Source organism: Bacillus sp. FSL L8-0152, assembly GCF_038006365.1.
Lineage (GTDB): Bacteria > Bacillota > Bacilli > Bacillales > Bacillaceae_G > Bacillus_A > Bacillus_A cereus.
Genome location: NZ_JBBOVB010000001.1, coordinates 832,376 through 845,860, shown reverse-complemented (window position 1 = coordinate 845,860; position 13,485 = coordinate 832,376). Strand labels below are relative to the sequence as shown.

The following is a 13,485-nucleotide window of genomic DNA, read 5'->3' as shown; positions in this document are numbered from 1 at the left end:
ATTCCTCCAATTTGTTATTTTTATAATGACTCATGCACTGCACAACGATTTGGGCCAATCTCCATTTCACGCTCTTCTTCCACACTCGGATGAATTTTCCCCATATTCGTTTGACGAATTTCTTCGTATGCATTTGGTTGTGGCGGTAAGTTCTCTGTCACAGTTTTACGAAACTCTATTTCATCAGCAATATTTAACCCTACATTCTCTTTAAATAGATCTTGTAAGCTCGCACTCACAATACCACTTTCATCCATTTCACTTATTTTTGAATAATGAGCTGGTAAAACAATTAAATCTTGAGACAGTTCCTTATAAAGTGTATATAACGTATTTCTTAAATCACTCACCCAATCTTCAGCCTTACCAGCAAGATCAGGACGTCCAATTGAATCTACAAATAAAATATCGCCTGATAATAAATAAGAATCATCTACAATAAATGACGTACTTCCAATCGTATGCCCTGGTGAGTATAACGCGTCAATTTCAATCTTTGTACCCCCCACCGTAATAACAGATCCTTCTACAAGTGGTTCATATGAGAAAACGACTTCCTCGGCATCTTTTGGCGGTAACCAATACGTACCACCTACCTTTTCTGCTAACTTACGCCCACCAGAAATATGGTCTGCATGTAAATGTGTATCCATTACATTCGTAATCGTAACACCATGCTCTTTCGCAAACTCCTCATATGCTTCAACCGTTCTTACTGCATCAATAACTGCTGCTTCATCGTTAGAAACAACCATATAAGATAAACAGCCTTTTCCAAGGCGATTAAATTGATATATACTTCCTCCGCCCTGTACATCCCCTACTTTTAACGGCTTCACATATTCACTCCAAGCTTTCATGCCACCAGCTAAATAATAAATATTTTGTAATCCCGCCTCTGTTAATTGCTCTGCCACAAATATAGAAGACCCTTCTTTTGCACATACTACTAAAACATCTTTATCTTTAGGTAATTCACTTACAATATGATCTACACCATCTAATAAGTCAAAGTAAGGTCTATTAATAGAAGAAACTTGTTTCCCTTCAATTTTCCAATCTTCATAATCCGTCTCATTACGAACATCTAAAATGAATAACTCTCCGAATAAAATTTTCTCTGCCACATCTTTTGCTTGTAACGGTTTAACATTCATTTCATTACCCCCATAGGTATATTTTTATTCAAAAAAATTTACTTCTCTATATTCCCTTGCCACTCTACCATACCTGGAATGACATTTTTCACATTTAAATAACCTTTCTCATTCAACATTTGGCAAGCTACATCACTACGGTTACCAGTTCGACAAATAACATAAATTTGCTTCGTCTTATCTAATACTGCGCTGTCTAATTCACCTAATGGTACCGAAATGGCGGATGGAATATGGCCAAAAGCAAATTCCGCTGCTTCGCGAACATCTAATACAATGTTCTCTTCTCCATTAGACAATATAGACTGTAATTCTGCATTCATAATTGTATGAGGATATTTCACAATTTCATTCACTTCATGCTCGTTTGCTTTCCTAACATAATGCACCAATACATCACCCTCGTGTTTCGTCCCGATATATTGATGTCCTACTTTACCCGCCCAACTTTTTATATCTACCGTAGATCCTTTATCTGTTGCCTTAACTTCAATCACCTGCCCTGGTGTTAACCCTTCTATTGCCTTCTTAGTTTTCACAATAGGCATCGGACAAGCCAAACCTTTACAATCTAAACTCATATCCACTTTTATACTCATAATCGATTCCTCCACAATTCATATACATATACCTGTAGGGGTATATTAAAACGTTTTTGAAAATCTGTCAACACTTACGTTTGACAGATTATCGGCTTTTTACAAGTAATTGAACAGCTTCTTTAATTAACTCTTCATTTGAACCATTACCACTTTCAAACTGTTCACGCAAACACTGCTCTAAATTCGTTCCAACAACGAGTCCAATTGTACGATCAAGTGCAGAACGAGATGCTGTTAACTGTGTAATAACTTCTCGGCAATCTTTTCCTTCTTCCATCATACGAAGCACACCACGAACTTGACCTTCAATACGTTTCAATCTATTTTTCATATCTTGATTATATTCCATTCTATAATCACCTCATTACCATTATGTCACCATTTATAACCTATGACAATATATTATACCCTATAGGGTATTTTGTAAACCCCTATTTTTAATTTTTGTCTTATATGTTCGCAAACCAAAAAATAAAACCTTAATCTATAGATTTTCATCTTCCACTAAATTTTTAAGTAGAAGATGAAAAATATCAATATACAACACGTTCTGGCAATACTGTCCCATACAACTTAAAACCACCATCTACATTCTTTACCTTATATCCCTTTTCCATTAACATACGCGCTGCAACATACCCTCTCATACCAAGTTGGCAAGTGATATATATTTCTTTGTCCATTGGTACTTCATCCAATCGATCACGTAATTCATCTAATGGAATATTAATAGAGCCTTTAATCATTCCCTGTTTTAGTTCATTAGGTTCTCGAACATCAATAAGGTACCCACCATTTTCAACAATGTGATCTATTTCATGCCATTGCACTATGTCCACAAAACCATCTACTATATTACTTGCAGCATACCCTACCATGTTTACTGGATCTTTTGCAGAAGAATACGGCGGGGCATATGATAATTCTAAATCTGGTAAATCGATTACAGTTAAATTTGCCTTCATTGCCGTTGCAATAACATCGATACGCTTATCTACTCCATCACGCCCTAAAGCCTGTGCTCCGTAAATTTTTCCGCTTTCTTTATTAAAGATTAATTTTATTAGCACTGGCGTAGCATTCGGATAGTATCCAGCATGCGAATTCGCCTGTACATGTACTACCTCATAGGGTATATTTAATCGTTTTAATATTTTCTCATTTACTCCAGTCGAAGCAACTGTTAAATCAAAAACTTTAGCCACAGAAGTTCCCATCGTACCTTTATATAAAGACTCCGTATGACCATGAATAATATCTGCTAACATGCGACCTTGACGATTAGCTGGCCACGCTAAAGGAATCATCGTTTCTGTTTCTGTAACAAAATCTTTCACTTCAATCGCATCACCAATTGCATATACATATGGGTCAGATGTTTGAAATTTCTCATTTACCTTTATCGTTCCTCTAACTCCTAATGCTAATCCTGCATCTTTCGCTAAACTACTCTCTGGTTGTACACCAATTGCTAAAATAATCATATCTGTTTTTATAAGTGAGCCACTTTTTAAACGTACAACAGTCCCATTCTCTTCTAACGCATCTACACCATCTTCAAAAACAAGCTCAACATTGTGCTTGTTCATATGCTCATGTACATATACTGCCATTTCATAATCGATTGGTGGCATCACTTGATTCGCCATCTCTACAAGAGTAACTTCAATCCCACGTTCTCTTAAATTCTCAACCATTTCCACTCCAATAAATCCACCACCAATAACCGTCGCATGACGTGGTTTCTTCTCATCAATATACGCTTTTATACGATCTGTATCAGGTACATTTCGTAACGTAAACAACGCCTTTGCTTCTTCAATGCCCGGAATAGGTGGAACAATTGGTTTCGCCCCTGGTGAAAGAATCAAAACATCATATTCCTCGTTATATGTTTTACCTGTAGTTACATTCTTTATAGTAATTGTTTTCTCTTCTTTATTAATCTTTACCACTTCACTCAATACACGTATATCTAAATTAAAACGCTTTGACATCCTTTCAACAGTTTGTACTAATAATTTTTGTCTTTCTGTAATGACACCGCCAATATAATATGGCAATCCACAGTTTGCAAATGAAATGTATTCACCGCGTTCAACCATAATAATTTCATCTTCCTCACTTAAACGACGAAGCCTTGCAGTTACTGATGCCCCGCCGGCAACTCCGCCTACTACAACTATTTTTCTGGACATATTTTAAACCTCCATATTATTTAATTTTCTCATGTACCACAAAAACCTATACCTGTATGGGTATATGATAGAGTATAAAAAATTTAATTTCAATCAATATGTCTTTCTTTCACAAATTTGAAACAAATAAAAAAGAACTTAGATATCTCCAAATTCTTTTACTTATAGTTCTATAACTTGCTGTACGATTAAACCAATGTATAAATACGTGTTTTTAATAACTGAAATACACCTGTATTTAAATTTTCAAAATCAATAGCTTCTTCACATAAGGCTAGATCCATTCCACGTAAAATTCTTTAATACCACAATCTGAGAAAACGAATCCCAATGGACTCTTTTTCTACAATGATATATTTATTTTTTTCGTTGCATCTCTATCATTAATCTTAACCATCTGCGTCTCGTTATTTGGCAAAAATACGATATATTTTCCCGTTCTCACATTCCTCCAAATAACTTTTCCTTCTTCGTCTGTTTTCCCTATTGAGATCCCAATTTCTTTACTGGGTTCAGGTGATTCGTCTTTCATAAGTATAATTTCAAAATCTTTTATTGGCTGTTCTTCTTTATTTTTCACGTGAAAATTTACAGAATTAACAACCTTACTAAACTTCTTTTCATTATTTGCTATAGAACTAGACATTATGATTATGACCAATACACAACATAAAATCCATATAAACTTATTATATTTATTCAGACCATTTTTAAAGATTATTAAACACATTGTCTGTTATTCGATTTCCGAAAAGGCTCCGAATCTTCCCCATCATGTTTACGCCCTTCAAATGAGGGTGAAACATGATCTTCTCCCCTTCGATAATTACTATACAAAGATTGTTCTTGAAAAAGTACACGTTCTCCCTCATTTGAAACTGATGTCCACGGTACATCTTCTGCATACACCTTTTAATTCACCAAAAATACTATACAAAAAAAGATAAAAAGAACACCAAGACTATAAAGAACCAACCTGCATCTTATAGAAATAAAGCTATACAACATAACTTACCTCCTATACAAGTGATAGCAAACAATTGAAGATCCCTTTATAGATTCTAGTTTTTCTTTTTTTAGAAGTCAACGTAATTAATAATGATAATCATTATTAATTACGTTGACTTAACAAACTCAAACAATAATTCATATTCTTTACTTTAAGTAAAAAATATAAATTAATTTTTCAAAGAAAAGAACGGACACAGTATCCTATGTCCGTTCTTCCCCTCACACATACTTCCGGTGCACCATCTTCCCATCATAAGAAAACACAACGCCCTTACTCTCCACAATGGACTCCATATGCACCGTTCTTCCCCATAGCTGATGAAGATATGGTAATACTTTTTCTAAGTATTTTAAATCGAGCTCGATTCCTTCGTAACTATGTTTAATGTATAATTCTCCGTTCTTTAAGTAGTCTCCATCTTCTACTACTAAGTACGGGAACCCACCATTTGTCCGCATATTTACGAGTTGATCACGCACATTCTCCCATTCTTTATCTATTACTTTATATTCTTTTCCTTGGCGCTGGAATAAGTACATATCTTCTCGCATAACAAGATCTTTATTTAAGTAGTTTCTTAGGAACGATACGTCCCATTCAATTTCGCGTACTTCAAACATTTTATCACGGCCAGATCCTGGTTTTACGCCTCGTCGCTTCATTTCTTCAGTTGGATTGTTGTACCGTTCTTCAATATCTTCAAACATTTTAATACCGAGGTAGTATGGATTAATGCTTGTTTTTGATGGCTGTACAACACCTGCATTTAATTTCGCAAATTCAATTGCTTCATCAGATGTTAAGTCCATTTCACGAAGTATGCGTTGATGCCAGTAGGACGCCCAGCCTTCGTTCATGATTTTCGTTTCAAGCTGCGGCCAAAAATATAACATTTCTTCGCGCATCATCGTTAATATATCACGCTGCCAATCTTCTAACTCACGGCTATATTCTTCAATAAAGAGAAGTAAATCTTTCTCTGGTTGTGGTGGGATTTTCTTCTTTTTACGCACATTAGAACGTTCCTGCTTTTTATTGCGATTATCTAAATTCCATAAATCATCGTATTGCGAAACCTTTTTCTTTTCTACTTCGTCCTCTTCTAAATCATCAATACTCCATGCGAGCTTCGGACGCATAAGCGACGGATCAATATGCTCTTGAATGGCAAGTACGGCATCTAAAAATGTTTCTACCTCTGCTTTTCCGTACTTATGCTCATACGCTTTCACACGGTCCGCTGTTGCCGCCATACTCTCTACCATATCTCGCTTCGTATTTGAAAAACGAATATTATTTTTGAAGAAATCACAGTGTGCTAAAACGTGCGCTACAATTAATTTGTTTTGAATTAAAGAGTTCGTATCTAATAAAAAGGCGTAACATGGATCAGAGTTAATAACGAGTTCGTATATTTTACTAAGTCCCAAATCGTATTGTAATTTCATTCTGAAAAATTGTTTTCCAAAACTCCAATGTGAAAACCTTGTCGGCATCCCATATGCACCAAATGTATAAATAATTTCCGCTGGACATATTTCATAACGCATTGGATAAAAATCAAGCCCAAATCCAGTCGCAATTTCCGTAATTTCCGCAATCGCATATTGCAGTGCTTTATCGTCACTTGCTCTCATTATTTTCCCTCCTTACACTTTCCCTTAAGAAAGTGTATGATGAAAAACAAGCTTTCATGAGGATTGATTGCATAATAAAAAGACACCCCCGCAAAAACGAGAATGTCTCATCTATTAACCTTCAATAATCTCCATCTTCTCCGTAATCGGAGTACGAGCTTTTCCTTCTGGCGCTTTATCGAAATAGCCGATATGAAGAATTCCAACGATACGTTGGCCTCTTGTTAAACCGATTCCTTCTATAAATAATGGATTGTAGTTTAATCCGCCTGATTTCCAAACGCAACCTAATCCACGTTCCCAAGCAAGAAGTTGGAAGTTTTGCATAAATGCACATGTTGCAGCGTAATCTTCATCACGTTGAATTTGACGCGGATCTTCATTTATATATACAACGATTTGTGCAGGCGTGCTTAAGAAACGATCTGATAAAATTTTACCGCGTTTCGCTCTTTCTTCTTCTGTGAAAGAATTTAATACTGCATCTACTAATTTCTTGCGGCCTTCTCCGATGTATAGTTTACAATTCCATGGTTCACGGTGCTTATGATTAGGTGCCCATGTTGCATCATTTAATAGTTCAATTAATAAATCTTTTTCTACTGCTTTGTCTGTAAATGTACGAACAGAGCGTCTTTCTTTAATCACATTAGCGATGGAAGTATATGTAGTCATATTTATCTCTCCCTTATTTTTATCTATATGTATAAGTTTATCGTTAGTATTGATATTGATTTTCAATTTCGATTATACCTTAGTTTTTTACTATTAATCAATGTTTTATGTTGGAAAACTTCTAAAAACGTCATTCTATGCTGTGAATAAAAAAACTTAACTTGTTCACAAGTATTTCACATTTTATGGAAATGATATGTGTACAGTTTTCTACATTATCCATCTAGGAGGAGTTTACATGTACAAAAAAATCGCTGTTTGTATGACTATGGCAGCATTATTATGCGGGATATCCACCTTCCCTACATCCGCTGCCACGCCAAAAGAAGTAACAATGCATCACCATAAACCAATTTCAGAAGAAGAAATGCAATCGCTAGAAAAAATCGGCTATAACAAACATGAAATTTGGAAAGCTGCTCATATTGCAAGAATTAGTAATAAAGGAATAAAAGATGTTTTAGCTTACTATAAGCAAAATAAATCTTGGGAGAAAACAGCCGAGCATTTCGGTGTAGATCCAAGTAAGCTGAAAAAGCATCATATGAATAAAGAAACAAAGCAAGCACTGCTACAACAGTTAGCAACTATGCAAAAATCCACACCGGATCAGCTAAAGCAAAAAATGAAAGAATATAACATCAAATTGCGTCATCTTACTGTGTTAACAATCATCTCTCAAAAAAGCAATACCCCTCTTGACGATGTATTAAAAATGAAAAAAGATGGAATGGACATTAAACAAATTGCCGAAAAATTAAATGTAAAAAAAGAAGATATACGAGCGGAAATGATGAAATTAGTGAAGTCTATTAAAGAACAAAAAACAAATTAAAATGCTAAAAAGGAAGAGCCATTCACCACTCTTCCTTTTCTTTATGAACTTTCAATTTTTAAGTATAAATTCCCGTCTTTCCCAAAAACTAACACAAGTAAATGATGTAAGTTAGGGGTGAGAAAATGTTCGGTTTATCATCTAAGAAATCAAAAAAGACTAATACAAAAACACTTTGTTCTATTCCAGAATTTATACAAACCATGAAAGAATCAAGCGATTTTGTCTCTTATAACATACTTAAAGATGAAACGTTGTGCTTGTTTTATTATAAATCTGTCGTGGAAGCACTTATTATTAAACAATTCATTTTAACTCCTATAAAAAAGGAATCGGAACAAATCCAAAACATCTCTGATTTATGTAATATCATCTCTATTGAAGACATTATTACCTCCCCTTCTATTGATGATATTCGTGAAAAATTATTAGGTGGATATATTTTAATACGATTAAAAAACAATTCGAATCCTGATCAATATGCTTTAATTCGTGCCGAAAGTACTGTTTTAGGAAAACGATTATATAACGATACAGAAAATGAGTATAGCGTAATCGGGCCTAAAATCGGTTTCGTTGAAAACCTTGATACAAATATCCACTTATTACGCCGAAATATCGTAACGGAGCAACTCATTTTTAAAGAAGTTACCGTCGGATCTATATCAAAAACGAAAGTAGCAGTTGCTTATATAGAAGGAATTACAAATGAACAATTCATCAACACCGCAATACAACGGCTAGAAGACATTGACTTTGATGTCCCATTTGATTCAACTATGATTGAGCAATTTATTAGTGATAATAGCAATTCACCTTTTCCTGTTCTATTACCTACAGAACGATTAGATCGAGCTGTATTTGCGTTAATTAACGGGGAAGTTTTAATTTTAACAGATGGCTCTCCATATGCTTTATCAGGACCAACAACGTTACTGGATTTTTTCATTTCACCAGAAGATTATTATTTACCGTGGATGATTGGATCGTTCTTTCGTATTATTCGTTTTTTCGGAGCTATATTTTCTCTGTTTTCCTCCGCTATTTATACAGCGGCTTTAACATATCATTATCAAATGATTCCTGCCGATTTACTAGGTCCTATTATTTTCTCGAGAGCTAACGTACCTTTCCCTCCTATTCTAGAAGCACTCTTTTTAGAAATTACAATTGAATTGCTTCGTGAAGCAGGAGCACGTTTACCGACAAAAGTCGGACAAACGATTGGGATTGTTGGGGGGATTGTAATTGGACAAGCATCTGTTGAAGCAGCTTTAACAAGTACAATTTTATTAATTGCAGTTGCTTTATCCGCCCTTGCATCTTTCACAACACCGACTGTAAAGATGTCTTCTACTATCCGGTTGTTACGCTTTCCGCTTATTCTTTTAGCCGGTGCATTCGGAGGATTAGGCCTTATTGTCGGATTTGTATTTATTTTAGCTCATTTAATTAAATTAAAATCACTTGGATCACCTTATTTATTACCTTTATATCCATTTCGTGGTTTAGGTACAGCAGAAGGTTTTCTTCGATTACCATTTAGTCAAACGGCACAAAGACCTTCTTTTCTTAGACCAAAATCAAAATGGCGCTACAATCCAAACAAATCGAAGCAAAAACGTGATGGTGAGAATGAATGAAAAAAATTTTATTGCACCTTATCATTATCTTCTTCGTTTTACAAACTGGCTGTACACAAACGTATATAGTGGATGCACAACGTATTATTCATATTGCTGGATTTGACATCACAAAAAACAAAAAATTCCAAGGAACTATTCTATTCCCAGAGTACACACATGGTGTAAAGTCTAAACCAGAGACGCAAACAACATCTGCCCGTTCACTTGAAACAATTGCTTCACGATTAAATGCGAAATCTCCTCACAATGTTGTTGTAGGTCAAATGCGTGTCGTCCTATTTGGAAAGGCTCTAGGGGAACGCGGAATGGGAGAGATTATTACTAACTTACAACGTGACCCAAATATCGGGCGTGATGTACAACTAGCAATTGTAGATGGATCGGCTGAAGAGCTTTTAAATTACGGAAAAAAAAATGGGTCTTTATATATTGCTGATTTACTCGAGCAAAATATAAGAAATGAGAACATTCCACAAACTGAATTAAACATTTTTTTATATAATTATTACTCTTCTGTATGTGATGCCTATGTTCCTTATATTAAAATGGACGATAATCATTCTGTCGCTGTCAAAGGACTTGCCTTTTTAAAAGGCGATAAAGTCGTCATGTATACGGATAAAAGACATTCTGTTTTAGCAAAATTACTTATTAATCCTACGAAAAATGGACGTTACGAAGCAGCAATAAAAAAGGATAAACATAAAGGTATGGTTGTTATACAAAACTTAGCTGGGGAAAATAAGTATGATATAGATCAAACTGGCGACATACCAAAAGTAAAAATCCATTTAAAACTAAATGGATTAATTAAAAACTCTCCTAATTGGATTGATCTAAGAAAAAAAACAAATATCAACTATATAAAAAAACAAATTGAACGAAATGTCGAAAAAGACTGTGAAGATTTAATAAAACAATTTCAAGAAAAGGAAATTGATCCTTTAGGAATACGAGATGAAATTAGAAGCCATACAAGAAAATGGAATATAAAACAAATTCGAAATATGTATAAAAATATAGCGGTGGATATAAATTTAGATCTTAATATTGTACAATCTGGAATCGGAGAATAGTGAGGTGAAATAAGCAATGAATACAATAAATAAAACAAAGACAGTCTCTCCCTATTTTGCATTTATTTTATTGCATTCTCTCCAGATTGGTATAGGAATTCTCGGATATCAACGTGTAATTTTAAAAAACGCTGGTTATGATGCCTGGATTTCTCTTATTATTGCGGGAATTGCAACTCATATTGTGCTGTTTTGTATGTTAAAAATGCTTGAAAAAGACGGAGATTTAATTAGTATTCATACAACAACCTTTGGAAAGTGGTTTGGCTCTATATTTTCTGTAATTTTCACTCTTTATTGCTTATTATTTTGCCTTACTGTTCTTCGTACATATATGGAAGTGATACAAGTTTGGATTTTCCCTACCATTAAGTTATGGAAACTTACGCTTATGTTTTTGTTAGTCACTTACTACATTATAAAAGGTGGCTTCCGTTCTGTGACAGGGATATGTTTTTGGGGTATTGTTCTTCCTATTTTCGTTGTATTCTTTTTAATCTATCCAATGAAATATGCTCATTTCCGTAATATTTTACCTATTTTTACACATTCACCTTTTGACATGCTTATATCTGCAAAACACTCTGCATTGGAATTTCTAGGGTTTGAAACAATTCTTATCTTTTATCCCTTTATTGAAAAAGGAAAATCTTTAAAGCGATGGGCCCATGCTGGAATTGCTTTTAGCACCTTAATTTATGTAGTTTTAGCTATCGTATCTTTTATGTATTACAGCGAGGGACAATTAAACCGTACTATTTGGCCTACTTTAACGATGTTAAAAATAATTAAAGTTCCTTTTATTCAGCGCTTTGAATATATTATTATTTTCGTTTGGTTTTTAATTATTTTACCAAACCTTTGCTTAACCATTTGGTCATCATGTCAAACGATGAAGCGTTCCTTTCATATTTCATTTAAATTTACATTACCGTTTTTTATTTTCATCATATTTTCAGCTTCTCTACTTTTCACAAACCGTGAAAGTATCAACACATTAAATACCGTACTATCTCAAGCAGGTTTATATATTGTATACGCTTATATCCCACTTTTATTTCTATTCCATTCGCTAAGATGGCGCTTCAAAAATCAGTCGAAAAAATCTTCAACCGATACACCGTAATCTCTGATACAATTTGATTAATACATTTGTAAAGGGGACAAGCGAATGAAAAAGTATGTATTTTCTTTACTTGCAGTACTAAGCTTAATTCTTGCTGGATGCGGAAGTACTGGTACAAATGACCAAAAATCTTCTGAATCAAAAAAAGAAGAACATGACCACGCATCGCACACTCAGCAAGCTGACATTCAAGAGAAAACAAAAGGAGTCGACACACTTCCGACCTTCCTAGATAAGCTTGATCCACAAATGAAAGATATCTACACCGTCGCTGGACAAAATGCAGAGCTATTAGATTGGATTCCATGCTATTGTGGTTGCGGTGAAAGTGTAGGACATAAAAATAATAAAAACTGCTTTATTCGTGAAATTAAAAAGAATGGTGAAGTTGTTTGGGACTCCCATGCAACGACTTGCGTCAATTGCCTAGAAATCGCAGTTGAATCTGCTTCCATGAAACAAAAAGGAAAATCAACGCTTGAAATTCGTAACTATATCGATAATAAATACAAAGAAGGCTATGGCAAACCAACACCTACGCCAATGCCAAAAGCTTAAAGAACGAGGAAACTCCTCGTTTTTTCTTTTCATTCACTTTTTTTCTTAACAAATTCTTTCAAGTGTATTTCTCCTTACTTATCACACACTATATATAACTCTCGGTAAGGAGGGTACACAGTGCAAACATATAACGACTATGATAAAGCTCTCTATTACACGTATTGCTGTAACTGGGATAAATTACTCGTTCTCATGGTTCAAACGAACGATCAATTATTTTCTAAGCGTATTGAGCATTTTTTACACGCTTATCAATACAGTAAAGAACTACCAGAAGTTGATAAACAATTACAGCTCCTATTTCAATATATTGACCACGCATCCCAAAAGTCGCATGTAGAAGAAGTAGAACAAATTCAAATGTAAACTATAGCGCTATTCTCTTCCGGAGAATGGCGCTTTTTTAAAATATTTATATCAATAAAAGTTTCTCCTTATAAAACTTTTATTGATAAACATATTTTTTCTTTCTTTTCCATACCACTTCATACTATAATTTAGTATGTAACTATTATAAGAGAGGTATAAAATATGGGACGAGAAAAAAAGCAAGAATATGCTTTACTTACCGCATGGGGAGCTTCTTTTATCGCTACACTAGGAAGTCTGTACTTTTCCGAAATCATGAAATTTGAGCCTTGTGTTCTTTGTTGGTATCAACGTATTTTTATGTATCCATTCGTTTTATGGCTCGGTATCGCTGTGGCAAAGAAAGACTATCGCATCGCAAATTATTCTTTACCAATCGCAACTATTGGTGCTTGTATTTCTTTATATCACTATGCAATTCAAAAAGTCGCAGCATTTTCAGCTGCTGGGGCAGCTTGTGGACGTGTACCATGTACGGGAGAATACATAAACTGGTTCGGCTTTGTGACAATCCCGTTTTTAGCACTTATCGGCTTTATTACAATCGCTGTTTGTAGCTTTATTGTCATCAAAAACAAATAAGGAGATGAA

14 protein-coding genes and 1 pseudogene are annotated in these 13,485 nt (G+C 34.5%); 7 read left to right on the top strand and 8 right to left on the bottom strand.

Annotation, left to right across the window (positions count from 1 at the left end; translation table 11 throughout):
- Positions 1-20: 20 nt before the first annotated feature.
- From MHH27_RS04400 to MHH27_RS04365, 8 genes and pseudogenes are all read right to left on the bottom strand, one after another.
- On the bottom strand, positions 21-1,157 hold the full coding sequence (locus MHH27_RS04400; RefSeq protein ID WP_016513700.1) for an MBL fold metallo-hydrolase: 1,137 nt from the start codon (positions 1,155-1,157) through the stop codon (positions 21-23).
- A 38-nt stretch (positions 1,158-1,195) separates the two neighbouring features.
- Positions 1,196-1,756, bottom strand: coding sequence for a sulfurtransferase TusA family protein (locus MHH27_RS04395; RefSeq protein WP_016513701.1), 561 nt, complete (start codon positions 1,754-1,756; stop codon positions 1,196-1,198).
- A gap of 88 nt (positions 1,757-1,844) precedes the next feature.
- Positions 1,845-2,108 carry a metal-sensitive transcriptional regulator gene (locus tag MHH27_RS04390; protein WP_000456206.1) on the bottom strand — a complete coding sequence of 88 codons (264 nt, stop codon included), beginning with the start codon at positions 2,106-2,108 and terminating at the stop codon, positions 1,845-1,847.
- Between the two features lie 184 nt (positions 2,109-2,292).
- Positions 2,293-3,957, bottom strand: a complete 1,665-nt coding sequence (cdr, locus tag MHH27_RS04385; protein ID WP_340941717.1) for a CoA-disulfide reductase — start codon at positions 3,955-3,957, stop codon at positions 2,293-2,295.
- 343 nt (positions 3,958-4,300) lie between these two features.
- Complete coding sequence (locus MHH27_RS04380; RefSeq protein ID WP_098236152.1) at positions 4,301-4,687, bottom strand: DUF2606 family protein; 387 nt, start codon at positions 4,685-4,687, stop codon at positions 4,301-4,303.
- A 32-nt stretch (positions 4,688-4,719) separates the two neighbouring features.
- A pseudogene (locus MHH27_RS04375) lies at positions 4,720-4,965 on the bottom strand (trypsin-like serine peptidase); the annotation flags it as partial.
- Positions 4,966-5,187: 222 nt separating this feature from the next.
- Complete coding sequence (spoVR, locus tag MHH27_RS04370; RefSeq protein ID WP_048564410.1) at positions 5,188-6,606, bottom strand: stage V sporulation protein SpoVR; 1,419 nt, start codon at positions 6,604-6,606, stop codon at positions 5,188-5,190.
- A 114-nt stretch (positions 6,607-6,720) separates the two neighbouring features.
- Positions 6,721-7,281, bottom strand: coding sequence for a nitroreductase family protein (locus MHH27_RS04365; protein ID WP_000214819.1), 561 nt, complete (start codon positions 7,279-7,281; stop codon positions 6,721-6,723).
- A gap of 238 nt (positions 7,282-7,519) precedes the next feature.
- Here MHH27_RS04365 and MHH27_RS04360 point away from each other — a divergent pair, with 238 nt between their 5' ends.
- The 7 genes from MHH27_RS04360 to MHH27_RS04330 all read left to right on the top strand — a co-directional run bounded on the left by MHH27_RS04360 (position 7,520) and on the right by MHH27_RS04330 (position 13,476).
- Positions 7,520-8,116, top strand: a complete 597-nt coding sequence (locus tag MHH27_RS04360) for a hypothetical protein (RefSeq protein WP_141541712.1) — start codon at positions 7,520-7,522, stop codon at positions 8,114-8,116.
- Between the two features lie 125 nt (positions 8,117-8,241).
- Positions 8,242-9,759 carry a spore germination protein gene (locus MHH27_RS04355; RefSeq protein ID WP_072939951.1) on the top strand — a complete coding sequence of 506 codons (1,518 nt, stop codon included), beginning with the start codon at positions 8,242-8,244 and terminating at the stop codon, positions 9,757-9,759.
- On the top strand, positions 9,756-10,838 hold the full coding sequence (locus tag MHH27_RS04350) for a Ger(x)C family spore germination protein (protein ID WP_000722245.1): 1,083 nt from the start codon (positions 9,756-9,758) through the stop codon (positions 10,836-10,838). The genes MHH27_RS04355 and MHH27_RS04350 overlap by 4 nt, the downstream gene beginning before the upstream one ends.
- A 16-nt stretch (positions 10,839-10,854) precedes the next feature.
- Positions 10,855-11,964, top strand: a complete 1,110-nt coding sequence (locus MHH27_RS04345) for a GerAB/ArcD/ProY family transporter (protein ID WP_090978457.1) — start codon at positions 10,855-10,857, stop codon at positions 11,962-11,964.
- Between the two features lie 45 nt (positions 11,965-12,009).
- Positions 12,010-12,522: a PCYCGC domain-containing protein gene (locus MHH27_RS04340; protein WP_000761026.1), complete on the top strand. Its 513-nt coding sequence runs from the start codon at positions 12,010-12,012 to the stop codon at positions 12,520-12,522.
- Between the two features lie 120 nt (positions 12,523-12,642).
- Entirely contained in the window at positions 12,643-12,891 is a 249-nt protein-coding gene (locus tag MHH27_RS04335; protein ID WP_001195459.1) for a YhdB family protein, read from the top strand.
- A gap of 165 nt (positions 12,892-13,056) precedes the next feature.
- Positions 13,057-13,476 carry a disulfide formation protein C gene (locus tag MHH27_RS04330; RefSeq protein ID WP_000532261.1) on the top strand — a complete coding sequence of 140 codons (420 nt, stop codon included), beginning with the start codon at positions 13,057-13,059 and terminating at the stop codon, positions 13,474-13,476.
- Positions 13,477-13,485: the final 9 nt, after the last annotated feature.